This is a genomic window from Pedobacter sp. A2324 (assembly GCF_059693705.1).
Map to the genome: position 1 here is coordinate 45260 of NZ_JCASSK010000005.1, position 26809 is coordinate 72068.

Here is a 26809-nt window from a genome sequence, read left to right on the forward strand (position 1 = left end):
TTTAAATTTATAATTGATTAGAATATGCTTACAAATAAAATAAATATTGTTGATTAAAATTCTTTATCTTCTAATCTAATTATCCTTTTGCTTGCCAAATAGTACTATAAGCAATTTTAAGGCATAGAAATTTTACAAAAGCGAACGGCTCATTTGCTTATATTTGAATATTATTTTTATATTTAAATAATTTATTAACCAAATATAATGCTGATCGGATTCGATTAGTCTTTTATCAGAGCCACACCGAATGAGAAAATTCCTGATTTTTGCTTTCTGTTTCCTATTATCTTTCATTTCAATTTGTTCAGGGGCAACCCTTCCATTGCAGAAAACCATTATTGTTTCCGGCAGGCAACAGTTACGCGTTCAGTTTGGCGCGGAAAGACTGTCGAAAAGCTTAACCGCCAACGGTATCAGTAACCGAATTGAAAAAAAACAGAAACCGGTCGCTGCAAAAAATAACATCGTTATTGGAATCGTAGATGATCAGGCATTCGTGGCAGCGATTCCCAAAGCGATTCTCAGTAAGCTCGTTCAGCAAAAAGAAAGTTTTATCATTTCCAGCGCGCCAAACGGTACCATTTATATTATTGGTTACGATGCTTCCGGAGCGCTGTACGGTTGTATGGAACTGGCTGATCAGGTACAGAAGACAAAAAAAATGCCGTTGCAGATCAATCTCACTGATCGTCCGGAGATGGTGCTCAGGGGAACTTGCATCGGATTGCAGAAACCAGATTACCTCACAGGTCACGATGTATATGAATACCCCTACACGGAGGAGACTTTCCCATGGTTATATGATAAAAAACTATGGATAAAGTATTTGGATATGATGGTGGAAAACCGTTACAATTCGCTTTATCTATGGAACGGACACCCATTTTCTTCTTTATTGCGGCTGAAAGATTATCCTTATGCAGTGGAAGTGGATGAAGCGACTTTAAAGAAAAATGAGGAGATTTTTCAGTTCCTGACGCATGAGGCAGACAAAAGAGGTATTTGGGTGATCCAGATGTTTTACAATATCATTATCCCAAAGCCATTTGCCGATAAGCACGGATTGAAAACGCAGGACCGCAACCGGCCTATTATTCCCTTAATTGCCGATTACACCAAAAAGTCCATTACGGCTTTTGTAGAAAAATATCCTAACGTTGGTTTAATGGTGGCTTTAGGCGAGGCCATGGAAGGTGTGGGGCAAGACGATATTGACTGGTTTACCAAAACCATTATCCCAGGTGTAAAAGATGGTTTAAAAGCTGCGGGCATAAAAGAGGAGCCACCCATTGTGCTCCGCGCCCATGATACGGATGCACCCAGTGTAATGAAAGCGGCACTGCCTTTATACAAAAATTTATACACCGAAAACAAATTTAACGGAGAGGCATTAACCACCTACCAACCCCGTGGTGCCTGGGCAGAGCTAAACAGGAAACTGGCAGCCATTGGTACCATTAATATATCGAATGTGCATATTCTGGCAAACCTGGAGCCTTTCAGGTATGGTTCGGCAGATTTCATTCAGAAGTCGGTACAAGCCATGAACAAAATTTATGGTGCCAAAGGATTACACTTATATCCACAGGCAAGCTATTGGGACTGGCCATATACTGCTGACCAGGTGAATGGCAGATTATTAGAGGTTGACAGGGACTGGATTTGGTATAAGGAATGGGCACGCTATTCCTGGAATTCGCAGCGCGACCGTACAAAAGAAATCGATTACTGGGGCGCAGAACTGGCATCGAAATACGGCACGGATCTGGCCGGTGGAAAAGAAATATTAAATGCTTACGAAGAATCGGGAGAGATTTCGCCCAAGTTGTTGCGCAGGTATGGTATAACCGATGGTAACCGCCAGACGCTGACACTGGGCATGCTGATGACGCAGCTAATTAATCCCTACCGATACGGTGTGTTTACCCTGATGTATGAATCGGAAGCGCCTGAAGGTGAAATGATCATCGACTATGCAGAAAAAGAATGGAAGAAACAGGGGCATATTGGTGAAACACCCATTCAGATTGCAAAAGAGGTGGTGGCACACGGCAAAAATGCCTTGGCATCGATCAATAAAGTGAAGGCCGGAAAAGATGTGGAAGAATTCAATCGTTTAAAAAACGATATGTATTGTTACGATGAAATGGCGAACTTTTATGCTGAAAAGGTTAAAGCCGCGCTCTGGATTCTGCGCTTTAAATATTCAAACCAGGTGGCTGATCTGGAACAGGCATTACCTTTCCTGCAAAACAGTGTAGATCATTATGCTAAACTAGTGAAACTGACCGAAGGGAGCTACCTGTATGCCAACAGCATGCAAACCAAACAGCGGAAAATCCCGATGCGTGGCGTAGATAAAACATTTATCCACTGGAAAGAGATGCTTCCGGTATTTAACAAAGAGCTGGAACATTTTAAAAGGAGTATTGATTCATTGAAATCGGTAAAAGGGGCGGGTATTGTAACAGTTCAGCCTTATAAAAACGCGGATGTAAAGCTAATCAGTCCATTAGAAAATTACACAGTTGAAAAAGAGGCAATCGTATTTGCAGATAGCTCGGTGCGCATCAAAGAAGTCGCAGACCAGCTGAACGGATTAAAAGGAATCAGACTTTCCAAAACCAGGCAATTAAAATCTGGTACGGAGATCAGCTTCGAGACTAGGATTCCGGTGAAGTTGCTGGTCGGCTTTTTCAATCAGAAAGATGCAAAATTCTTAGCGCCACCACAACTGGAAACAGATGCGAGTGCCAATAATTACGGACAATCGGAGATTAAAATCTCAAACGCGCTGGTATTGAATGGTTATCCGCCGGCAAATGTGCATGCTTATAGTTTCCCGGCCGGAAAACATACGTTAACTTTAGGAAAAGGGGAATGCCTGGTGCTGGGTTTTATTGATGATAAGCAGGAATTGCGCATTTTCAATGCGGGTTTAGATGGCAGAGGTAAGGATATAGATTGGTTATTTGAATAATGATAAATACGAAAAAAATATTATTTACAGCAGGTATCTCGCTGTTAACGATTAGCGGTTTTGCGCAACAATCGGCTATTTTAGGCACATCCAAACTTAAAAAGTATGTCGATTATTTTAACTCAATTGATACGGAGGCGGTAAAAAATTTTGTGCCGAACAGCGAGGCTTTTACCTGGCTGGCCGATCAGGCACCCATGTTCGAATGTCCTGATTCCGTATTGGAGCAAAACTATTATTATCGTTGGTGGACTTACCGCAAGCATCTGGTGAAAACTCCTGATGGATTTATCTTCACCGAGTTCATTGAGCCGGTAAAGCATGCAGGGAAATACAATTCCATCAGCTGCGCTTTGGGGCATCATATTTATGAAGGAAGATGGCTGAAAGACAATAGCTACTTAAAGGATTATATTAAGTTCTGGCTTTACAAAGCAGATATTGGGGAAAGCAAACAACGCTTCCACCAGTTTAGCAGCTGGGTAGATGACGCGGTTTATCAGAATGAACTGGTAAAACCAGACCAGGCTTTTTTAAAAGAGATTCTTCCTGCGCTGGATCTGGATTATGCCAAGTGGGAAGAGCAGCGCCAGCTTAAAAACGGTTTGTTCTGGCAAAATGATGTAAAAGATGGGATGGAGGAATCGGTGAGCGGTTCAAGGAAAGACCAGAATCAGCGTCCAACCATAAACAGTTATATGTACGGCAATGCAGTGGCTTTGAATAAGATTGCCAGTTTAATGGGTGATAAAGCAATGGCCTTAAAATACCAGGAAAAATCTGCAAGGATCAAAAGCCTGGTACAAGACAGTTTATGGAATACAACCGAAAGTTTTTTTGAAACCAGGAAGGCAAAAGGAGGCTCATCAGCTGTAAGGGAAGCGATCGGCTTTACCCCATGGGACTTTAATTTACCTGATGATAAGTCCGTTTACGCGAAAGCCTGGGATCAGTTACTGGATACTGCGGGGTTCAAAGCGCCCTGGGGGCTTACCACAGCAGAAAGAAGGGAGCCTACATTCAGGACCCGCGGCACGGGGCACAGTTGTGAATGGGATGGCGCACTCTGGCCCTTTGCCAGTTCGCAAACGCTGAAGGGATTAGCTAATTTGCTAACCAACTATAAGAATCATGGCAAAATGAATGCCCGGGTATTTTACCAGGAGTTGCACCAGTATGCTGCCTCGCACGTAAAAAACGGAAAACCTTACATCGGTGAATATCAGGATGAAAAAACCGGTGAATGGTTGAAAGGGGATAATCCGCGAAGCAGCTTTTACAACCACTCTACTTTTAATGATCTGGTGATTAATGACCTGATTGGGATCAAGCCCCGTGCAGATAATGTTTTGGAAATCACCCCGCTGATTCCGAAAAACCAGTGGGATTGGTTTGTATTGGATAACCTGTCGTACCACGGAAAAAGCATTACTGTGTTGTGGGATAAAACCGGAAAAAGGTACAATAAGGGAAAGGGTTTCCTGATTTTTGACAATGGAAAAGAAATTTACAAAGGCAAAGATTTGAAGGCACTAAAAGTGAAAATGGATTAATCGAAAACACACAATGAAATTAAAGCTGGTAACAATCTTTTGTATAGCGATGAGCTTATTAACCACTTCAGTGGTTGCCAATGCACAATCCTATTACAATGTTTTAAAATACGGTGCTAAAAACGATAGCAGCAAACTGGCCACTACGGCCATAAAAAATGCCATTGAAGCCGCCTCGAAGGCAGGTGGTGGTACTGTTTATTTCCCTGCGGGCAAATATTTAACAGGTGCCATTCATCTTAAAAGCAATATCACTATTCTGATTGATGCCGGAGCGGAGCTCCACTTCAGCGATAATTTTGACGATTACCTGCCCATGGTAAAAAGCCGTTATGAAGGGGTTGATGTCACATCCTTTTCACCTCTTTTTTATGCCTATAAAGCCGAGAACATTTCCATCATCGGCAGGGGGCTAATCGACGGCCACGGAAAGAAATGGTGGGATTTCGTTGAAGGCTATAAAGAGGGGCAGCCGCGCTCGAAATGGCAAACCACTTTCGACGGACTCAACGAAGATATTGTGCTTCCGGATGATCCGAAGCAAATGAAACGCGGTTTCCTTCGTCCGCCGTTTATACAGCCTATGTTCTGTAAAAATGTGTTGATTGAAGGCATTACCATCAGAAATTCTCCATTCTGGACAGTTAATCCGGAGTTTTGCGAAAATGTAAAGGTTCACGCGGTGACCATCAATAATCCACATTCGCCAAATACGGATGGTATTAATCCTGAATCCTGCAACAATGTGCACATTTCTGATTGCCACATCAGCGTAGGTGATGACTGTATTACCATCAAATCGGGTAAAGATGCACCCGGACGTAAAATGGCTGTTCCTGCAGAAAATTATGTGATCACCAATTGTACCATGCTATCCGGTCATGGCGGTGTGGTAATCGGCAGTGAAATGAGCGGCGATGTGCGGAAAATAACCATTTCAAACTGCGTGTTTGATGGCACCGATCGTGGCATCAGAATCAAAACCGCCAGAGGGAGAGGCGGCATCGTGGAAGAAATCAGGGTGAGTAATATCATTATGAAAAATATTAAAGATCAGGCTATCGTACTGGATATGCAATATGCTAAAACCAATGTCGAGCCGGTTTCTGAGCGTACTCCAAAATTCAGGAATATTCATCTCAGCAATATCACCGGACAGGTAAATCAGGCAGGCTACTTAAATGGCCTGGAGGAGATGCCAATTGAAAACGTAACTTTCAACGACATCAATATGGAGGCTAAAACCGGATTCAGCATATCCAATGCCAACCTGATTGAATTCCATAATGTTACGGTAAACACAGAAATCGGCCCTGCACTAAAAGCCCTGAATGTAACCCAGTTCATTGTTGACGGCTTCAAAAGCTATAAACCGAACACGGCGGCAGTGGTCGATCTGAAGAATGTAAGTGATGCTTTTATTTATAATGCCTTCCCCGTTCCGGCCACGGCAACCTATCTTAAATTGAGTGGGCAGGCCACCAAAAACATCAGCTTGGGCAATAACAATTTCGGGAAGATTAAAGGAGCCGTTAAAAAAGAGGGCGATGTGACTGAAAATGTCAACGTAATTTCTGGTGATAAAGGGCAGTAGAGATGAGGTTTGCAATACGGAAATATGTTTTGATAATTTGCAGTTTATTGATTGCTTTTTCAGCCAAGGCTCAGAATCTAAATCAGTTACTTTGGTACAATAAACCTGCGCAAAAGTGGAGTGATGCCCTTCCTATAGGTAACGGGCGCTTAGGCGCAATGATATTCGGGGGTGTAAACCACGATCATATTCAGTTCAATGAAGAAACATTATGGACGGGTAAGCCCCGCAATTACAATAAGAAAGGTGCTTCGCGATATCTTGCTGAAATCAGGAAGCTTTTAGCCGAAGGAAAGCAGAAAGAGGCCGAGACTTTAGCACAGGTGGAGTTTATGGGGGTGGAAAGCGAAGCGGGCAACAGGGCTGCGTGGGTACAGGAAATGAAAGCCGGAAAAGGCATTCAAGGCAATCCTGCACTGCCCGGTTTTGATGATCAAAACTGGAAAGATTTGGCCGTTCCGAGTTATGAGGGCTGGGAAACCGTGGGCTTACAAAACCTGGATGGGGCAGTGTGGTTTCGCACGAGCATCGATGTGCCTGAAAGCTGGGTAGGTAAAGATCTGACCTTAGATTTAAACAAAATCTTCGACGAGGATTTTACTTATGTTAACGGAGAACTGGTTGGCCATATGGATAAACCGGATGCACGAAAATATACAGTTCCGGCAAAGCTGATCAGGGCCGGAAGAAATACAATAGCCATTCAGGTATTCAATTACGCTGATCGTGGTGGCATAGGTGGTTATAAAGATACCACCAAACCTATCGGGATTTATCCTGCAGGAAGCAATGTCGGTCAGGGAATCTCCCTGGTTAAAACCTGGAAGTATAAAATTCAGAATGCAAGCCCACCCGCAACACCGCAATATCAGGGCAGCTATCAACCTTTTGGTGATTTAGATTTAAACTTCCATCATGGCAAAGCAGCTGTTTCGAACTACAAGCGTTCACTTGATTTAACTACGGCCATTTCCAAAACCTCCTATACCGTAAATGACGTTCATTTCGAAAGGAGCTATTTCGCCAGTCAGCCTAACCAGGCAATAGTGGTACATTTGGCCTCCGATACCAGAAGATCTGTAAGTTTTGAAGCCTCATTTTCCAGCGTTCACCCGCAGTCGTCGGTCAGAATGCTCGATCAGCATACTATCGCACTCAACGTGCAGGTAAAAGACGGTGCGTTGAAGGGGGAAAGCCGTCTGACGGTTATCACCAGCAATGGCAATGTAAAGGTTGTGGGCAATAAAATCATAATCAGCAAGGCTGATGAAGCCACTTTGTTTTTAACCGCAGGAACCAACTTTATCAATGCGGATGATGTTTCAGGCAAGCCAGAACAAGCCAGCATTATGGCATTAAAATCTGTAAGAGAGAAAAGTTATGAAACGCTTAAGCAAAACCATATTCGCGAATACCAGTCTTACTATAATCGTTTTAAAGTAGATTTCGGCCCGTCGACAAATGAAAAACTGCCCACTGATGAGCGTTTGATCAGGTTCGCAAATTCCAGCGATCCGGCATTTGCGGCTTTGTATATGCAGTATGGACGCTATTTGCTGATTTCCAGCTCTCGCCAAGGTACGCAACCTGCCAACCTTCAGGGGATTTGGAATGATTTATTGAGTCCGCCATGGGGAAGCAAGTACACTACCAATATCAATCTTGAGATGAATTACTGGCCGGCCGAAAATCTGAATCTTGCTGATTTAAACGAGCCGCTGTTCCAGAAAATAAAGGGCCTGGCTAAAAAAGGTGCTGAAACCGCAAAAGACTATTATAATGCCCGGGGTTGGGTATTACATCACAATACTGACCTATGGAATGGCACCGCGCCGATCAATGCATCCAACCATGGGATTTGGGTAACCGGCGCCGGCTGGTTGAGCGAGCACTTATGGGAGCATTACCTGTTTGCCAGAGATGAACGTTTTCTCAGAAATGAGGCCTATCCGCTGATGAAAGAGGCTGCATTTTTTTTTCAGGATTTCCTGGTTAAGGATCCAAAGACTGGCTGGCTGATCAGTACGCCGTCTAATTCTCCGGAGAATGGTGGGCTGGTAGCCGGACCAACGATGGATCATCAGATTATCCGTTCGCTGTTTAAAAACTGTATAGATGCTTCGCGTATATTAAATGTCGATGCCGCTTTCAGAGGGGAACTGGAAGACAAAGTAAAACAAATCGCACCCAATCAGATTGGGAAATACGGACAATTGCAGGAGTGGCTCGAAGATAAAGATGATACGGCCAGCAAACACCGCCACGTTTCCCATTTATGGGGCGTGTTTCCGGGAAATGACATTACCTGGGATCAGGACACAATGCTGATGAATGCCGCCAGAAAATCACTCATTTACAGAGGGGATGAGGCTACGGGCTGGAGCCTGGCCTGGAAGATTAATTTCTGGGCACGCTTTAAAGAAGGTGACCATGCCATGAAGCTAATTAAAATGTTATTGAAGCCTGCTAATGGCGGTGCAGGTTCGTATGTAAACCTTTTCGACGCCCACCCGCCATTTCAGATTGACGGAAATTTTGGCGGCGCAGCGGGAATAGCGGAAATGCTGGTGCAGAGTCACCAGGGCTACCTGGATATTTTGCCTGCGTTGCCAACAGATATCCCGAACGGAAAGATTAGTGGTTTACGCGCCCGCGGTGGTTTCGAACTGGAATTGAACTGGGATAAAGGGCGGCTGACTTCTCTGGTAGTGAAATCGACTGCGGGAGGAAAGTGCGTGGTGAAGTATCAGGATAAGAAGATTGAATTTAATACAAAAGCTGGTGAGAGATATCAACTGAACGGGGATTTGAGGCTTAAATAATGATGAAGAATACAAAAGCATTACTGATTTTTTTCCTGTTGTTCTCAGTGACCGGGTTAAATGCCCAGACCAGGAAGGATATTTCTTTAAACGCAGATTGGCTAACCATTGCTGATGAGCAAAACATCCGGGCATACGATGGTTTCGAAGCACAGCAGTATAATCCGGTAAACTGGAAGATGGTAAACGTTCCGCATAACTGGGATCAGTATGAAGGCTATCAGCGCAAGCTTCATGGCAATAAACATGGTTATGCCTGGTATCGTAAAACGTTCAAAAGCAGGGAGTCAGGAGTGGGGAAAAGACAATTCCTCTATTTTGAAGGCGTAGGTTCATATGCTACCATTTGGCTGAATGGAAAAATGATCGGCTATCACGCAGGTGGTCGAACCACTTTTACACTTGATGTTACAGGTGTCATCAAACTAAACAATCAGGAAAATATTCTGGCTGTTCGTGCTGATCATCCTGCCAACATTCAGGATTTACCCTGGGTAGATGGTGGATGTTCTACGGAACGCGGATTCTCTGAAGGCTCGCAACCCATGGGTATTTTCCGCCCGGTGCATTTAATTACCACGAATGATGTCAGAATTCAGCCTTTTGGCGTTCATGTCTGGAATGATGACCAGATCTCAGAAAAAGCGGCTGTTCTAAACCTCGCGACAACCATCAAAAATTACAGTAGCCAGTCGAGATCAATCAGCGTTTCCACTCAACTCCTTGATGCAGGCGGAAAGGTGGTGAAATCCTTAAAAAATAGGCTTACAATTCCTGCTGGCAGGGAAACCGAGCTAAGTCAGCAAACCGGTAAAATCGTTGACCCTCAGCTGTGGTCTCTGGAAAATCCGTATCTATATTCCGTACGAACCACGATTGTTGAAAACGGCAAAGTACTTGATGAACTGAAAACGCCCTATGGTATCCGCTGGATCAGCTGGCCCGTTGGCGATAAGGCCTCACAGAAAGTATTTTTGTTAAACGGAGAGCCAGTATTTATTAACGGAATCGCCGAATATGAGCATTTAATAGGGCAGAGCCATGCTTTTTCAAATGAGCAGATTTCATCGAGGGTAAGGCAGATCAAAGCGGCCGGCTTCAACGCCTTTCGCGATGCCCATCAGCCCCATAATCTGCTTTATTCAGCATACTGGGATCAGGAAGGGATTTTGTGCTGGACACAAATGGCTGCGCATATCTGGTACGATACCCCTGCGTTCAGGAGTAACTTCAAAGCATTGTTAACCGACTGGGTAAAGGAACGCAGGAACAGCCCGGCAGTGGTTTTATGGGGACTGGAAAATGAAAGTACCCTGCCCGAGGCCTTTGCAAAAGAATGTACCGAACTAATCAGAAAACTCGATCCGACCGCCTCGTCGCAGCGAAAGGTAACCACCTGTAATGGAGGTAAGGGTACAGACTGGGACGTTCCGCAAAACTGGACGGGGACTTATGGTGGAAATCCGCTAAGCTATGGCGAAGACCTGCAACGTCAAGTGCTGGTGGGTGAATATGGCGCCTGGAGAACCATCGACCTCCATGATACAGATGACAATGGTAAAGGCTATACAGAAAACAAGATGACCGACCTGATGGAGACCAAAGTCCTTCTGGCTGAAACGGTTAAAGATAAAACTGCCGGTCACTTTTTTTGGCTATACAGCTCTCACGATAACCCGGGAAGGGTACAGGGCGGCGAGGGGTTAAGAGACCTGGACCGGGTTGGACCGGTAAATTACAAAGGGATGTACACTCCCTGGGAGGAACCGACAGACGTATTTTATATGTTCAGGGCGAATTATGCGCCGAAGAAGACGGAGCCGATGGTGTATATCGTCTCGCATACCTGGCCAAACCGCTGGACTAAGCCGGGCATAAAGGATAGTATTGTTGTGTATTCAAACTGTGATGAGGTAGAACTTTTCAATGATGTGAACGGCCAGTCGTTAGGCAGGAAAAAGCGTGGAGTTGTGGGCACTCATTTCCAATGGGATAAACCAGAAATTAAATATAATGTACTGTATGCTGTGGGATATGTGGATGGGAAGGCTGTTTCGAAAGATCAGATCGTTTTAAATGACCTGCCTCCATCGCCAGGCTTTAACCGTCTGTTAGAAAAGACTACGGTTTTAGCACCGCAGAAAGGATATCAATACCTGTACCGGTTAAATTGTGGTGGGCCTTCTTATCAGGATGCGTCCGGAAACGTATGGCTGGCCGATCAGCAATTAAGCACTGATGGAAAAAAGTATGGCTCAGGTTCGTGGACAGATGCCTTCCCGGGTGTACCGGCTTTTTTTGCCAGTCAGCGAAGAACATTCTCGCCGATTCAGGGCAGTTCAGACTGGAAGCTATTTCAGTCTTTCCGGTATGGCAGAGATCAATTAAAGTTCAGTTTTCCTGTACCCGCCGATGGGGAGTTTCTGGTAGAGCTATATTTCATTGAGCCCTGGCTGGGTATTGGTGGCGGCATGGATGCCGAAAAAATGAGGCTGTTTGATGTAGCCATCAATAATCGGGTAGTATTAAAGGACCTTGATATCTGGAAGGAAGCAGGAACAAACAAAGTGCTAAAAAAAACCGTCAGGGCATTTGTGAAAGGCGGGCAGCTGGTGGTTTCTTTTCCTCAGGTTAAAGTGGGACAGGCACTTATTTCGGCCATTGCCATCGCTACAACAGATCAGAAGGTTAAAGTGGCCGATCAACGTAATCAGATTATTGAAACCGGTGCAAGTAATGAATATCAGTTAAAAAGCTGGATGGATGTCGGCGATCAGCAGTATGCCGGTAACAGGGCAACTTTCAACCAACTTCCGCCAAACTTATATGGCGCAGAGTGGATTCAGTTTAAGTCTGCCGCTTCAAAAAGACAAGTTAAATTCAAAATGAACCGGGAGGCAGATGTATTTGTACTGAGCAGCCCTGGTTCTGCAAGCATGAAGCTTTATGAAGATACTAAAACGCAGGTTGTAAACAGTGTTGGTGATCACTTCAACGTATATCGAAAGCGATTTAACAAAGGTGATGGGTTAGATTTACAGGGAGATTTTGCCAATGTGGTAATTGTTCCGCCAAGTGAGCTTGCACCTGCCTATGATTTAAAAATGGTCACTTCTTACAAAGCAACCGATGCGGTATTAAGGGGAACCAGTATTGTTAGAGCTGAACTGATGGGCAAACCTCGTGTAACATTTAAATCAGCAAGTGGAGGTATTCTGGAATGGAGCATTCAGGTGGGGGTAGCAGATACCTATTCATTAACGATTAAGTATCATAATCCTTCCGATAAACCTTTAAAAGCTAAACTCGTATTTTCATCTGCCGACGGGACAGTAATGAAAACTGAACAACTGGAATTTGCTGCCACAAAAGAGGGCAAGTGGAACTACCTGAACACCGATACCGGCAGCATGATTAACGCCGGAAGCTATAAGGTGAGTGTGGTTGCGGTAGATGCTAATGCACTGACCTTTGATGCTTTAGATGTTCAATAAGATAATATGTTATAAGATGTAGCGAAAATCTTATATGAATGCTGATATTTAGCCATGCATATTTGTTTTAACCAAATTAATAAACGAGCCAACAATTAATGAGAGGTCTTCCTGTATTCGATCTGGCGATTATCTTCATTTACCTTGTTGGGATGATATTAGTTGGTGTATACTTTTCGCGAAAAAATAAAAATACCGAGCAATTTACAAAAGCCTCGGGCCTCATTCCCGGATGGGCAATAGGTTTATCCATTTATGCTACGTTTCTAAGCAGCAACACTTTTTTAGGGGTTCCCGGAAAAGCATTCGGGAGCAACTGGAATGCATTTGTATTTAGTATTTCTATGCCGCTGGCCGCATGGGTGGCATCGAAATATTTCGTGCCTTTTTACCGCCGCAGTGGAGAGATATCTGCCTACACCCATCTGGAAAAGCGCTTTGGTGCATGGGCAAGGGTATATGCCGTAATTTGTTTTCTGCTCACCCAACTGGCCAGGATGGGTTCGATATTTTTTGGAATTGCCCTGAGTCTGCAGGCCCTAACCGGTTATTCCATGCAGTTGATTATGATTGTAATGGGCATTTGCATTATCTTCTATACCGTTTTGGGGGGAATAGAAGCAGTGATCTGGACAGAAGTGGTTCAGGCAGTTGTTAAAACACTGGGTGCTTTGCTCATTCTCTACCTGATTGTTCGCAACATGGACGGGGGGGTAGCCAGGGTAATTGAAATCGGGAAATCGGCCAATAAATTTAGTCTGGGCAGCTTTAAAATGGACTTCACCAGCTCATCCTTTTGGGTCGTTCTCCTGTATGGGTTTTTCATTAACCTGAATAACTTTGGCATGGATCAGAATTATATCCAGCGTTATCACACGGCCTCTTCAGCTAAAGCTGCTTCAAGGTCTGTGTGGTTATGTGTATGGTTATATATTCCCGCTTCGCTCTTGTTTTTTATTATAGGATCTTGCCTGTTTGCTTATTATGAGGTTAACCCTGATCTGGTACAGTCTATCAAACATCAGGTAGCGGTAGAACGTTTGCCTTTACACGCTTCGGCAGCGGAGATTTTAAAGGTTCAGCAGGCCTTGCAGCCTGCAGATTACGGCGATAAAATTATGCCGCATTTTATGGTAACGAAAATTCCGGTCGGCTTAGTCGGCTTAATTGTTTCCGCCATTCTATCGGCAGCCATGAGTACCATCAGCTCGGGCATGAATGCTTCGGCGACGGTATTTTCGGTTGATATCTATAAACGCTATTTTAAAAAGGATATCACTGAGAAACAAAACCTGTCGATGTTGCACGTGGCCACAATTGGATTTGGTTTACTGGGCATGTTGGCTGGAATTGCGATGATTGGTGTGAAAAGTATATTGGACATGTGGTGGCAGCTATCGGGCATTTTTGCTGCGGGTATGCTCGGCTTATTTCTGCTTGGGATTGTAAGTAAACAAAGCAAAAACCATGAAGCAATTATTGCCACCTTAATCGGTATACTGGTAATTATCTGGATGACTTTTTCTTCACTGTTACCTGAAAAATATGAGGCATTTAGAAACCCGCTTCACCAGAATATGATTATTGTGGTTGGAACACTAACCATATTTCTGGTTGGCATTTTCCTTACGAAAGTTAAAAAGCGCAACACCTGACCCTGGCAATTGCAAAAGCCAGGTAATAAAATAAAACAATAGTTAAAACCAGATTACAATGGAAAACTCACAAAAGGGTTTCATCCCGGTTATGCTCACGCCTTTTTTAAGCAATGGCGATATTGATTATTCTGCACTTACGCAGTTAACAGAAATTTATCTGCAGGCGGGTGCTTCGGGTCTGTTTGCAAATTGTCTCTCGAGTGAGATGTTTGAATTGAATGAGAAGGAGAGGTTGCAGGCCATTAAGCATGTGGTTAAAATTGTTGATGGCGCTGTTCCTGTAGTTGCTACAGGTACTTTTGGTGCCGCAATTTCCCGGCAGGCTGAGTTTGTAAAACAGGTGAGCGATGCAGGTGTGGAAGCTGTAATCGTCATCACCAGTTTACTGGCAGCTGAAAATGAAGCTGATGAAGTACTGGATGACCGGGTCTCCGATTTGCTGAATCAGACGGGTGAGATTCCACTGGGCTTTTATGAGTGTCCGGTGCCTTACAAAAGGGTTTTAAAACCAGTACAACTGGCTGAATATGTAGCTAGCGGAAGAGTGATTTACCATAAAGACACCTGTCTCGATTTGGATCAGATCAGGCAAAAGCTCACTTTAACTAATGGACATGCTTTTGGGCTTTATGATGCCTATATGGGGCATGCAGTTGAATCTTTAAAAGCAGGCGCTTCTGGTTTATCCTGCATTCAGGGAAATTATTTCCCCGAGTTAATCGTGTGGCTATGCGACCACTATAATGATGCGGCATTGCAGCATGAAGTGCAAGTTGTGCAGCAGTTTCTGATCAAAAATATGGAGGTGATGCATGAGGTTTATCCTTTAGTTTCAAAATACTTCCTTCAGAAAAGGGGTTTAAATATCGGTACCTTTACCCGCAGGAATGTGGGGAAGCTAACATCGGCAACAATCAAAAATGTAGACCAATTGTATGCGGATTATGCCGCGCTCAGGAGCGATCTTAATATTGAGGTTTTCGTATAGTAACGGAAACAAAGCGGCCACGGAATGTATTAACTTTTGAACCACCTAAGACATGTGAGAACATCTTAATTCAGATACTTCCTTTTATAATCCAGCGGCGTCATGCCGGTTACTTTCTTAAAATGCCTGTAAAAGTTGGATACGTTATTGAAACCACAATCAAAACAGATCACTTCTGTCGGCAACTTGTTCTCCACCAATAATCTGCAGGCATGGCTCACCCTGATTTCGATCAGGAAATCGTAAAAGGTCTTTTTAGTCATGAGTTTAAAATAGCGGCAGAAGGAAGTAACACTCAGGTTGCTCAGTGAAGCCACTTCTTCAAGCGTGATGTCTTCTTTATAGTTACTCAGCGTATAATTACAAATCTTATTGATCCTTACGGTTTCCGACTCGTTGGATTGATAAAATGTATTTTTTCCGCTAACGATACTATCATATTCTTCAGTTTCTGCAAGCGTTTTAATGATGGACAGCAAAATAATGATCCTGTCGAGATTGGTCGCATCAACAGCCATACGCATCAGGTCGACCAGCTTGTCTTTTGCTTTCCCATTGATCACCATACCGCTTTTTGCTTTTTCAAACAATTTTGGAATGAGGTAAGCTTCCGGAAGCGTCAGGATATATTTGCCTAAACAGTCGGGCAAAAAGTGAATCACCATCGCTTCTGTAGTTAACTCCGGATTGTTCTGAAAGTACTCTTCCTTACATCTCCAGGTATGTGGCAGGTTTTCTCCAAGGAGAATCATTTCATCTGGTTCAAAGTTGCTGATGTTGTCGCCGATAAACCGTACTCCTTCGCCTTTAATTACATAATGTAGTTCCAGTTCGGGATGGTAATGCCAGATGTTTCCGAAGTCAGGCTTAATATCGTGGCGGATGCTGAATGAACTTTGCAGGGTAATGGGTACTTTGTGAAAATGAGGTTTCATGCGTTAGGATTAAAAATATCTGGTTAGCGGTTCTTCTATGCTCAAAAGCAACAGGTTGACGCCTTAAAGTTAAAACGTATTATGGTAATATCCTATATTAATTAGATAAAAAGTATCATTAAAAACGTTTAGGGATTGTTGAGTTTTGTAGAAAGGCCGCTAGGCCCTAACCAAAATATAAACCGGCAAATTATTTTTATATAAATTTTTTGTTTATTAATAAATAAGAGACTATAAAAACACCAAGAAATTTTACTAGTTTCGGATGGCGGTTTTGCCTTTTGCAATAACGTTAATTTAACCAAAATTCAATTCACAATAAAATTCAAATTATGAGAGTATCGTTTTTAGCATTGTTGTTAACCTTCTCCAGTGTAGCTGTAAGTTTTGCCCAGAAAAATGCGGTTGAAGATAAGGCTGCTTATCAGAAGGTAATTACCGAGCGTGCTGATAAAATAGTGGCCAATCTTGGTGTAACAGATGCCGGAAAAGCAGAGAAAGTGAGAAATGTAATCAGAGATCAGTACAGTAACCTCAATGATATTTACAGTGCGCGCGATGCCAAAGTTGCAGCCATTAAAAATCAGCAGAAAGATAATAAGGTTGAGCGCGATTCGGCGCTGGCTAAACAAGCCCGTATTACTGATGCTGAGCTGGCAAAACTCCACAAAAAATATATCAGCAAACTTTCTGCTCAATTAACTACAGAGCAAGTTGAAGGCGTGAAAAACGGTATGACCTATAACGTGATGCCCAATACTTACAAAGCCTATCAGGAAGAAATCCTGACTTTGACTGAAGATCAGAAAAAACAGATTTTTACCTGGCTTAATGAGGCACGTGAGCGCGCAATGGATGCAGAGTCGTCGGATAAAAAGCATGCCTGGTTCGGTAAGTATAAAGGACGGATCAACAACTATTTATCAGCTGCAGGCTACGACCTTAAAAAAGAGGGTGTAGAGTGGGAGAAGAGGCGTAAGGCAAAGGCAGCTGAGGCAAACTAAAAACCAGAAAGAGACCTGATTTATGGTTTCTGAGAAATTGCTGATTGATGGGGCGTTGTTCGGGAGGTGTTCGGAAGGTGTTCGGGAAAACACCCTGTTTGTTCGGGAAACCTTCGGCCGGGCTTCGGGAAACCTTCCGGGATTGTTCGGCAACGGGTGCGGATGGTATCGGGAATTCTCCCAGACAACATGCAGACAAGTTCTGGAAAAGTTTGGGTAATGTTCTCCCGGTTATCGGCTGGGTGCAAAAGAATAGCCGATGGTTTCCCGAACTTTTCCAGCACTTTTTCCAGACTTGAGTAAATGTCAGGTAGAATCATATCCGAGCTGATCTCAAACAAATTCTGTATCAACCCTACAGAGCAATTAAGCGTTTTATATATTTTATCGTTTCAGCACTAATGCCTTAAGCTTTTAAGTTCTGGATGAATAGTTAAAAATTCTCTGAAATTTTAACAACAAAAAAAAATTAAAATATTTTTTATTTAAATATTGTATTTATATATGAATTAATTTGTACCTTGTATCATTGTTTCAGAAATGTAATTTGTTAAGTTATATCATTGAAGCAGTGAATTGTTAAAAAAACAATCTAACCAGAATATAAATCTTGTAATCAAAACGGAATGAGCCAATTTTCCAAAAATGCTGATAGCTTTCTTTTAGGACATCCTGCTTGTTTTCGTGAGGTAGATAACCTGAATTTGACCGATGTTTGTGTTTAAACTATTGTCTTAAATAATTATTTCACTATAATCATATCTAACGAAGCAATTTCAATAATGTAAAGCCACCGGCTGTTACATCAATAACTAACCAAATAATAAATATGAACTTAAAATTTTTACGCAAATTTTCATTGTTCTTGCTGCTCATGCTATCTGCAAGTTCAGTTCTCTTTGCCCAGGTCCGAAAGGTTACGGGTAAGGTTGTAGACCAGTCTGATGGTCAGGGCATCCCTGGTGTAAACGTGAGCTTGAAGGGTATTCCAAGTAATGTTAGTACGAACAGCGACGGTGTGTTTACCATTCAGGTAAGAAGTGATGCTGATGTGCTGGTGTTTTCTTATATAGGGTATGTAAGACAACAGGTTACGGTGGGATCAAAAGATGCGATAACTGTTAAGCTGGTTTCAGAAAATAAGAACCTGGAAGACGTAGTAGTGGTGGGGTACGGCGTACAAAAACGCACAACCTTAACAGGATCTGTTGTCGATATTAAAGCTTCAGAAATTGAAGATCTGCCTGGTACTAATGTCGCCGCCGCTTTAAGTGGCAGGCTACTGGGTGTTGGCGTTAGTGGTGGTGTTGCACGTCCAGGTACACCCGCGAAAATTACAATAAGAAACCCAAATACAATTTTTTCTAAAGATGGAGGAAGTACAGATCCTTTATATGTAATAGATGGTGTGATTCAGATTGACGGTCAAGGTAAACCGGATGCCACAAATTTTGGAAATCTTGATGCCTCAGAGATTGAGAGCATGTCATTTTTGAAAGATGCGTCTGCGGCCATCTATGGTACAAGAGGTGGAAACGGGGTAGTATTAGTAACAACTAAACGTGGAAAAACGGGTAAACCTAGAATTTCATACAGTGGTTCTTACGCTATTAACGATGAGGCTTACCGTACCAAAATGATGAGTGCATATCAGTTTGGGCAATACTTCAACATTATGAATGGTCCGAATGGGGGCGCGAAAATTCCTGGAGTGGATAATTTTTTCACAGATGATGAACTCGAACATTTCAAGACTATCAATTATGATCGCCTCGAAGATGCCTGGAAATCCGCATACGATGTTCGTCACACCTTAAGTGTGAGCGGTGGTGCTGACCGTGCAACCTATTTTGCTAATGCATCGTACAACAAACAAACGGGTAATTTAGCAACACTAGATTTCAGCAGATGGAATTTTAGAGCCGGTACAGACGTTACTGTCGCCTCTAACTTGAAGGTTGGTTTACAGGTTTCGGGTAACAGTGGTGATTTGGTAAAAACCTTTAATAAAGTTTCAGGCGAAGGGGTTGAGGATGATTATAAAAACCTGCTCTTAGCTCCTAGATATGTTCCTGATTATATCAATGGTTTACCGGTAAAACTTCCTGGTACTACAAATGACTTATCAAGATATCATTTCAACGAAATCAATAGGTTAAATAACCTGGCTACAACCAAATCTAATCTGTTTACCGTAAATGCTTATGCGGAATATGAAGCTCCATTCATTAAAGGGCTAAAAGCCAGGTTTGCTTATGCAAGAAATACAGGTAACTCAGTGGGCGACCAGGTAGGAACTTCTTATACATTATATGAATTTAACAGATTAGGGACAAATAAACACATTTATGAGGGTGCAACAGTAGCCAGTTCATTAAGGGTTACCAATGGCGATCGCTTATATTACTCGAATACAAACCAAAAAAGCGAACAAACCAATTTTGTTCTAAATTATGCACGTGATTTTGGAAAGCATTCAGTAAGTGGATTGTTTACTGTTGAGAAATCAGAATCTGAAAACTCGCAACAGGTTGTTTATAAAGCCAGTCCGATTGCAGCTACTAATGGTCAATTCAACTCGGCAACGGGGGCAATCGATGGTTCTACAAGTGCAAACGAGGCTGGGACGCTATCTTATGTAGGTAGAGCAAATTATGCTTACGCCAATAAATATTTGGCGGAGTTTTTATTCAGAACAGATGCTTCAACGAAGTTTGCACCTGAAAATTATTGGGGCAAGTTTTATTCGGGATCTGTTGGTTGGGTAATTTCAGAAGAGAGTTTCTTTAAAGTACCCGCAGTTAATTACCTAAAGCTGAGATATGCTTTTGGAGTTCTTGGAAATGATCAGACCAAAGCCTGGTTGTGGAGACAGCGTTACACATTCCAGGATGGTAAAGGCGGTGTATTCGGAGGGAATAGTGCAGCTACCACTGGTTTTAAAATGGAAGCTGCCCCAAACAGAGACGCAACCTGGAGTACAGAATATAAGAATAATGTTGGTATAGATGCTAAATTCCTTGCCAACCGATTATCACTGAACGTGGAAGGTTACTATAATTTGGCCAGAAATATTTTGATCGAGCCTACAGCGAGCATTCCGGTAACTGTTGGGGGTACTGTAGCATCCGTAAACTTTGGAGCAGCTGATTATTTTGGTTACGAACTTGGTATCTCCTGGGATGATAAAATTGGATCTGACTTTAATTATGGTGTAAGTGCACGTTTTGGCTGGAACGATGATAAAGTTAAGGTTGGTAATTTCAATGCAAATGATGCATTAAAGCCATGGTTAGCGCAAGTTAATCAATCTTCAGACAATGGAAAATGGGGTTACGATTATATGGGAATGTTCAAAACCCCGGAAGATGTAGCCAACTATATCAACCAGTATAAAATAACACAGGTTTTTGGTGTACCTGTATCACAACTGAAACCCGGTACTTTGTACTATCGTGATGTTAGAGGTCAGTTGCAGTCAGATGGTACATTTGCCGGACCAGACGGAATTATTGATGCGAACGATCAGATTCAGTTGTCACATAAGGCAACAAATCACTATGGATTCGGTATCACATTAAAAGCAGGTTACAAAGGTATAAGTCTTGATGCCGTATTAGCGGGCTCTTTCGGAGGTTGGTCTGAAATTGATGAAAGAAAAGCACTAAACGTATCTATTGCGAGAAATTTCACCAGTTTACCAAGTATCTGGGGAAATATTTATGATCCGGTTATCAACCCTGAGGGAGTGATGCCAAATCCAAATTTCGCCGATATTAACTTAACTCCGACATCAAATTTTTATAAAGTGAGTGCATTCAGATTGCGGATACCAAGTTTTAATATTAGCTACACCTTTCCGAAATCAATGCTGGAAAAAGTTAAAATCAATAACGCAAGGGTATTTTTATCTGCGCTTAATCCTGCTAATCTGTATAACCCATATAGTTACAAAGGACCTGATGGTGCATGGGATGCTTACCCGAATTTAATGACATATTCACTTGGTGTTAACTTAACCTTTTAATCAGGTTAGTTTCGTAAAATCAATAATCTATAACAGAGATGAAAAGAAATAAAATATTGGTATTATTTACAGCTGCTGCAATGTTAGTGGCAGGTTGTAAAGACACATTTCTTGAAGAAAAAAGAGATTTAGCCGGATACAATGAGGAAGTTTTTAAAGATGCGGCACTTGCACAAGGCTATGTCGACTACGTATATGGTTTATTTTTGCCTGGAAATAATGCTCAGTCCCTTTCCTGGAACCTGGCCACGGCAAATGATAATTTTGCTAGAACAACCGACGAGTTTGCAGGGGAGACTGATTTCAATAAGGTTTGGTCAACTATTAGCTACACCAATAGTCATGCATTAAATTATTTTGGTGCCAGACTTAGTACCAGCATTGTGAATAATCCGTATACAAGATTAAAACAAATTAATATCTTTCTTGCCGAAATTGATAAGTACGGGCTTCCGGAAGATACCAGAAACAAGTTGAATGGCCAGATGTATTTCTGGAGAGCATGGCAATATTTTGATTTGGTTAGACTTTACGGAGGGGTTCCTTTAGCATTAGTTCCTCAAGATCCTATAAGCGATGATGGTACTTCCTTGCAAATTCCGAGAAGTTCTTCATCTGATTGTATCAAACAAATCGTTACCGATTTAGACCTAGCACAATCTTTATTACCTGGAAAATGGGGAAGTACAGATTGGGGACGCATTACTAGTGGAGCATGCGCAGCTCTTAAAGGAAGGGTTTTGTTGACATGGGCAAGTCCGTTGTTTAACCGGAACGATGACGCTGCACGTTGGGAAGAAGCCTATAAAGCTAATCTTGCTGCCAAAGCATTACTTGAAGCGAATGGCAGTGCCTTATTTAAAACTGGCGGTACTGCGAATGGAGTAGCATGGGGTAATATGTGGTTTACTGAAGTAAATAATCCTGAAGCTGTTATCGTGTACGGCTTTAATAATCTGGCCATCGGCGGAACTACTACTAAAAACAATGGATGGGAACAAGCAGCCAGATCAAAAGAATTAAATGGTGGAGGTTCTCTTTCTCCTACAAAACAAATTGTAGATGCTTTTCCTATGAAGGATGGTAAAATGCCAGGTTCTTCCACTTATACCTACGATGCAAAGAAATTCTATAAAAACCGTGATCCACGTTTTTACAAAACCTTTGTCTACAATGGAGCAGTTTGGCCCTATAATGGAAGTACAGGGGCAAATTTCAAGCAATGGACGTATAAATGGTATAACAACGCAACCGCTACTATTCCAAGCTTAACCACAGAAACAAAAGGGGCAAATTCAAGTGGCATATATTTGTGTAAAGCAACTGACCCTGCAGCCTCAAATGCTAATGGAAATTTTCAGCAGAATGGAATGGATTATATGGAAATGCGTTTCGCGGAGGTTGTGCTAAACCTTGCGGAATCTGCTATAGGATCTAACAGGCTTTCAGAAGGTCTGGAAGGTATCAAGTCTATCAGAGAACGAGCGGGTGTAGAAAATTTAGACGGGTCATACGGACTGGGTGGCTTAACTAGCAGAGATCAGCTTTTTGGTGCTGTAATTAAAGAGCGTGGCATCGAGTTCGCATACGAAGGAAAACGTTTCTTTGATTTAAGACGCTGGATGCTTTTTGAAGAAAACTCTCCTACAGCTGCCCGTTTAGGTATTAAGCCTTTAAACGGTACTCGTAGAACAGGATATTTCATCACAGTGAAAACCACCGCAGGCGCAAGATATAATGGTAGCACAGATCCGTTGATAAAACCTGCTACAGGAAATGCACCGGTTATTGACAGGGATCCGGCAACTTATCCTACCCCAAATGGTAGTGCCAACTATGCTGCATATCTAGATTACTTGTATGATAACTATTTTGTGATAACAGAAAAAGATGACCTTGACGTAACTAATCCAGCCAACTGGAAGTTTACCTGGTATCCACAATATTATTTCTTTGGATTGAACGAAAACATTTTAAGTGCTTCTCCATACCTGGAACAGACTACAGGCTGGAATAGCTTAAAAGGTGCAGGAACATTCGATCCGTTGAAATAACAAGACATTCGGAGGAGATATCTTCTCGCTCCGGGTTTTATATATTTGGTTTTAAAAAGGGGAGCAGCGAGTGCTCTCCTTTTTTATTTAAGAATGTTACATTTATATATGAAAAATATTCCTATCTTGGATCGTGGCTTTTAAAGGTGCTTTCTGATGTTTTTATCGTCAGTTTATTTGTTCGAATAACACAATTTTAAACAACTGCACCAGCAAAAACACCTACTTTTTTTGAATGCAAATTTGAAACATAATATATTATCTAACCAAATTTTATAACCAAGTTAATCTAAGAAATCAGCATCATTTTTTTTGTAATTCGAATCCGTTTCTTCCACAAGAAAATTGCTTAATTTCTGTAGCTTCTTTAACGAGCAAAACACAAATGAAAAAGAACTTATTAAATCTGCTTTTTTCAGCAGCATTAACGCTCTCCGCTGGTTCAGTTTCTGCACAGTATCCGAAAATTCCTGATGACGTTAAGAGGTCATCTGATTCTCTGCTTAAAGCGGCCTACCATCATTCAGATGTAGCCTGGGAAAAAGCAAAGCCAATTATAGAACAGGAAGCTAAACAAGGGAAACCTTATATTCCATGGGCAGGCCGTCCAAATGATTTACCTCAGTCTGAATTATTAGCTTTTCCCGGTGCTGAAGGCGGCGGTGCTTATAGCTTTGGCGGGCACGGCGGAAGAGTAATCGTGGTAAAAAATCTGAACGACAGCGGTCCGGGTTCGTTGCGTGATGCCTGCGAGCAGGGTGGTGCAAGAATAGTCGTTTTCAATGTGGCCGGGATCATAAAACTTAAAACACCACTCATTATCCGTGCACCTTACATTACCATTGCCGGTCAGACTGCACCTGGCGACGGTGTTTGCGTAGCGGGTGAATCGGTTTGGTTAAACACCCATGATGTAATCGTTCGTTTTATGCGTTTTAGAAGGGGAGAGACCTTCGTTGGTCGCCGGGATGATGCGATAGGTGGTAACCCGGTTGGTAACATCATGATTGATCACGTGTCAGCAAGCTGGGGACTGGATGAAAATATGTCCATGTACCGCCATATGTATAATGATAGCACCGGTAAAACCGAAGAGAAATTAGGGACAGTAAACATTACAATCCAGAATTCTATTTTCGCTGAAGCCTTAGATTACTGGAACCATGCATTTGGTTCAACACTTGGTGGAGAGAATTGTGCTTTTGTTCGTAACCTTTGGGCAGATAATGGTGCCCGTAACCCATCAATTGGATGGAACGGCATTTTCAACTTTGCCAATAACGTAGTTTTCAATTGGAATAATCGCTCCACTGATGGCGGTGATTACACAGCACAGTATAACATCATCAATAATTTTTACAAACCAGGTCCGGTTACTGATTTGAAAGATCCGATTTCCTATCGTATTCTGAAACCTGAATCTGGTCGCAGTAAATTGCCTTATGTGGTTTTTGGCAGGGCCTATGTTGCAGGAAATATCATCGATGGAAACCAAAAAGTAACTCAGGATAACTGGAACGGCGGCGTTCAGCTGGAAGATAAAAAAGGAAACCTGATGAGTTTTGAGCAGGCTTCTCCATATTTTGCGGCCATGAGAACGAAGAAGCCATTCCCAATGCCTAAAATCTCCATAATTCCAACCCTACAGGCCAAAGATTATGTACTGGCAAATGCGGGTGCGACTTTACCAAAAAGAGATCCGGTAGATACCCGAGTGATAAAGCAGGTAACCACAGGGAAAATTGAAGTTCATCCTGATGCGAAACCATCAGCATTCCAATTCGAGCACCGCAGGTTGCCAGGAGATTCTTACAAACAAGGAATCATCACTGAGGTATCTCAGGTTGGTGGCTACCCGGTGTATAAAGGAACTCCCTACAAAGATTCTGACGATGACGGTATGCCTGATGCCTATGAGCTGAAAAACGGTTTAAATCCTAAAGATGCATCTGATGCTGCGAAAATTACGAAAAGTGGTTATTCCAACATTGAAGTATATTTAAACAGCGTGGTTCCGGTATCTACAGTTAAGCCTATCTAAAATGAACAGATATTCGTCTTTGGCAGTTTTCATTGCTGCTCTTGGTTTCGGAAATCCCGCTTTTGCACAATACCCGGTCATTCCGGAAGCAATGGAAAAGAAAGCAGATTCGCTTTTAAAAAGTATTGAAGAGAAATCAGAGCTACAGTTTTTAAAGGTAAAGTCGGTTGTTGATGCTGAAGCAAAACAAGGTAAGCCTTATATTCCCTGGGCAGCTAAACCGGGCGATTTACCACAATCCAAGCTGGCAGCCTTTCCGGGTGCCGAGGGCGGTGGCGCTTATTCATTCGGAGGTCGCGGAGGAAAAGTTTATGTTGTAACAAGCCTGGAAGACTCGGGAAAAGGCACTTTGCGTGAAGCCTGTGAGCAGGGCGGAGCCAGAATCATTGTGTTTAATGTGTCCGGTATTATCAGACTTAAAACGCCTCTCATCATCCGTGCACCATATATTACCATCGCTGGACAAAGTGCGCCTGGTGACGGGGTTTGCATAGCCGGCGAATCGGTATGGCTCAATACACACGATGTAGTGATCCGTTACATGCGTTTCCGCCGCGGTGCTACCGATGTAACCCGAAGAGATGATGCCATTGGAGGTAATCCCGTAGGAAATATCATGATCGATCACGTGTCGGCAAGCTGGGGACTGGATGAAAATATGTCGATTTACCGCCATGTTTACGATCCTAAAGATGGCTCTAAACCGGAGAAATTACCTACTGTAAACGTTACGATTCAAAACTCAATATTTTCTGAAGCGCTTGATACCTATAACCATGCTTTTGGCAGTACCATAGGTGGTCTAAACTCTACTTTCATGCGAAATTTATGGGCTTCGAATATCAGTCGCAATCCCTCTGTTGGGATGTATGGCGATTTCGGCTTTGCCAATAATGTAATTTTCAATTGGTGGAACAGGAGTGCTGATGGTGGCGATAATGCCTCTTTCTACAGTTTCATCAATAATTACTATAAACCAGGTCCGATTACTCCAGCAGGTGAACCCATTTCTTACCGGATTCTGAAACCTGAATCGGGCAGGGATAAGAGGTTTACCAATGAATTCGGTCGTGCTTACGTTACCGGAAATATCATTGAGGGCAATGAAAAAGTGACTAAAAATAACTGGGACGGAGGCGTACAGCCCGAGAGTAAACGTGATAAACAAAAATTGCTGGATTCTATCCGTACAGATAAGCCTTTGCCGATTGCGAAAATATCCATCATTGATACTAAAAAAGCTTACGACTATGTTCTGGCCAACGCCGGTGCATCTTTGCCGGTTCGCGATGCGGTTGACCAAAGGATTGTTAAACAGGTAGCAACCGGCAAAATTGATCATATCGAGGATGGAAAACTTCCGTCTAAACAAAGCTATGTAAAACGTCGTTTACCAGCAGACTCGTACAAGCAAGGGATTATTTCCGATATTGCACAGGTTGGGGGTTACCCGGAATATAAGGGCATGCCATACCAGGATACCGACCATGATGGCATTCCTGACGTATACGAAACGAAGCATGGTTTAAACCCTAAGGATTCAGCTGATGCCGCTAAAATTTCGAAATCAGGTTATGCCAATATTGAGGTATATTTAAATAGCTTAGTGGATGTAAGCAAGGTGAGGCCTTAAAAAAGGCGAAACCAATCGCCGGT

14 protein-coding genes are annotated in these 26809 nt (G+C 42.6%); 13 read left to right on the plus strand and 1 reads right to left on the minus strand.

Annotated features, from left to right (window positions below; genetic code table 11):
- Positions 1–250: 250 nt before the first annotated feature.
- The 7 genes from AC570I_RS15510 to AC570I_RS15540 all read left to right on the plus strand — a co-directional run bounded on the left by AC570I_RS15510 (position 251) and on the right by AC570I_RS15540 (position 15092).
- Positions 251–2983, plus strand: coding sequence for an alpha-d-galacturonidase (locus tag AC570I_RS15510; protein ID WP_497406172.1), 2733 nt, complete (start codon positions 251–253; stop codon positions 2981–2983).
- A complete protein-coding gene (locus AC570I_RS15515) occupies positions 2983–4536 on the plus strand; it encodes an MGH1-like glycoside hydrolase domain-containing protein (RefSeq protein ID WP_497406173.1) in 1554 nt (517 codons plus the stop codon). The genes AC570I_RS15510 and AC570I_RS15515 overlap by 1 nt, the downstream gene beginning before the upstream one ends.
- A gap of 49 nt (positions 4537–4585) precedes the next feature.
- Entirely contained in the window at positions 4586–6130 is a 1545-nt protein-coding gene (locus AC570I_RS15520) for a glycoside hydrolase family 28 protein (RefSeq protein ID WP_497406174.1), read from the plus strand.
- 47 nt (positions 6131–6177) lie between these two features.
- Positions 6178–8952, plus strand: a complete 2775-nt coding sequence (locus AC570I_RS15525; RefSeq protein ID WP_497406175.1) for a glycoside hydrolase family 95 protein — start codon at positions 6178–6180, stop codon at positions 8950–8952.
- Positions 8952–12446, plus strand: a complete 3495-nt coding sequence (locus tag AC570I_RS15530; protein WP_497406176.1) for a malectin domain-containing carbohydrate-binding protein — start codon at positions 8952–8954, stop codon at positions 12444–12446. Before AC570I_RS15525 ends, AC570I_RS15530 begins: the two co-directional genes overlap by 1 nt.
- Before the next feature lie 98 nt (positions 12447–12544).
- Positions 12545–14101 (plus strand): sodium:solute symporter family protein, encoded by a 1557-nt coding sequence (locus tag AC570I_RS15535; RefSeq protein WP_497406177.1) that lies wholly within the window; start codon positions 12545–12547, stop codon positions 14099–14101.
- Between the two features lie 58 nt (positions 14102–14159).
- Positions 14160–15092: a dihydrodipicolinate synthase family protein gene (locus AC570I_RS15540; protein ID WP_497406178.1), complete on the plus strand. Its 933-nt coding sequence runs from the start codon at positions 14160–14162 to the stop codon at positions 15090–15092.
- A gap of 65 nt (positions 15093–15157) precedes the next feature.
- On the opposite strand, the gene AC570I_RS15545 is transcribed toward AC570I_RS15540, so the two are convergent.
- A complete protein-coding gene (locus AC570I_RS15545; RefSeq protein WP_497406179.1) occupies positions 15158–16027 on the minus strand; it encodes an AraC family transcriptional regulator in 870 nt (289 codons plus the stop codon).
- Between the two features lie 332 nt (positions 16028–16359).
- Between AC570I_RS15545 and AC570I_RS15550 the strand changes: the two genes are divergently transcribed.
- The 6 genes from AC570I_RS15550 to AC570I_RS15575 all read left to right on the plus strand — a co-directional run bounded on the left by AC570I_RS15550 (position 16360) and on the right by AC570I_RS15575 (position 26786).
- Positions 16360–17031, plus strand: a complete 672-nt coding sequence (locus AC570I_RS15550) for a DUF3826 domain-containing protein (protein WP_497406180.1) — start codon at positions 16360–16362, stop codon at positions 17029–17031.
- 47 nt (positions 17032–17078) lie between these two features.
- Entirely contained in the window at positions 17079–17330 is a 252-nt protein-coding gene (locus tag AC570I_RS15555; protein WP_497406181.1) for a hypothetical protein, read from the plus strand.
- Positions 17331–17860: 530 nt separating this feature from the next.
- The gene (locus AC570I_RS15560) at positions 17861–21058 is read left to right on the plus strand and encodes a SusC/RagA family TonB-linked outer membrane protein (RefSeq protein ID WP_497406182.1); all 3198 of its coding nucleotides are present in this window, start codon (positions 17861–17863) and stop codon (positions 21056–21058) included.
- Between the two features lie 38 nt (positions 21059–21096).
- Entirely contained in the window at positions 21097–23112 is a 2016-nt protein-coding gene (locus AC570I_RS15565) for a RagB/SusD family nutrient uptake outer membrane protein (RefSeq protein WP_497406183.1), read from the plus strand.
- Between the two features lie 385 nt (positions 23113–23497).
- Entirely contained in the window at positions 23498–25153 is a 1656-nt protein-coding gene (locus tag AC570I_RS15570) for a pectate lyase family protein (protein ID WP_047800698.1), read from the plus strand.
- Position 25154: 1 nt separating this feature from the next.
- Positions 25155–26786 carry a pectate lyase family protein gene (locus tag AC570I_RS15575; RefSeq protein WP_497406184.1) on the plus strand — a complete coding sequence of 544 codons (1632 nt, stop codon included), beginning with the start codon at positions 25155–25157 and terminating at the stop codon, positions 26784–26786.
- Positions 26787–26809 lie beyond the last annotated feature (23 nt).

Coding starts and splice junctions, on each gene's coding strand:
- AC570I_RS15510 (WP_497406172.1), top strand. CDS start 251: ATGAGAAAATTCCTGATTTTTGCTTTCTGTTTCCTATTATCTTTCATT.
- AC570I_RS15515 (WP_497406173.1), top strand. CDS start 2,983: ATGATAAATACGAAAAAAATATTATTTACAGCAGGTATCTCGCTGTTA.
- AC570I_RS15520 (WP_497406174.1), top strand. CDS start 4,586: ATGAGCTTATTAACCACTTCAGTGGTTGCCAATGCACAATCCTATTAC.
- AC570I_RS15530 (WP_497406176.1), top strand. CDS start 8,952: ATGATGAAGAATACAAAAGCATTACTGATTTTTTTCCTGTTGTTCTCA.
- AC570I_RS15535 (WP_497406177.1), top strand. CDS start 12,545: ATGAGAGGTCTTCCTGTATTCGATCTGGCGATTATCTTCATTTACCTT.
- AC570I_RS15540 (WP_497406178.1), top strand. CDS start 14,160: ATGGAAAACTCACAAAAGGGTTTCATCCCGGTTATGCTCACGCCTTTT.
- AC570I_RS15545 (WP_497406179.1), bottom strand. CDS start 16,027: ATGAAACCTCATTTTCACAAAGTACCCATTACCCTGCAAAGTTCATTC.
- AC570I_RS15550 (WP_497406180.1), top strand. CDS start 16,360: ATGAGAGTATCGTTTTTAGCATTGTTGTTAACCTTCTCCAGTGTAGCT.
- AC570I_RS15555 (WP_497406181.1), top strand. CDS start 17,079: ATGGGGCGTTGTTCGGGAGGTGTTCGGAAGGTGTTCGGGAAAACACCC.
- AC570I_RS15560 (WP_497406182.1), top strand. CDS start 17,861: ATGAACTTAAAATTTTTACGCAAATTTTCATTGTTCTTGCTGCTCATG.
- AC570I_RS15565 (WP_497406183.1), top strand. CDS start 21,097: ATGAAAAGAAATAAAATATTGGTATTATTTACAGCTGCTGCAATGTTA.
- AC570I_RS15570 (WP_047800698.1), top strand. CDS start 23,498: ATGAAAAAGAACTTATTAAATCTGCTTTTTTCAGCAGCATTAACGCTC.
- AC570I_RS15575 (WP_497406184.1), top strand. CDS start 25,155: ATGAACAGATATTCGTCTTTGGCAGTTTTCATTGCTGCTCTTGGTTTC.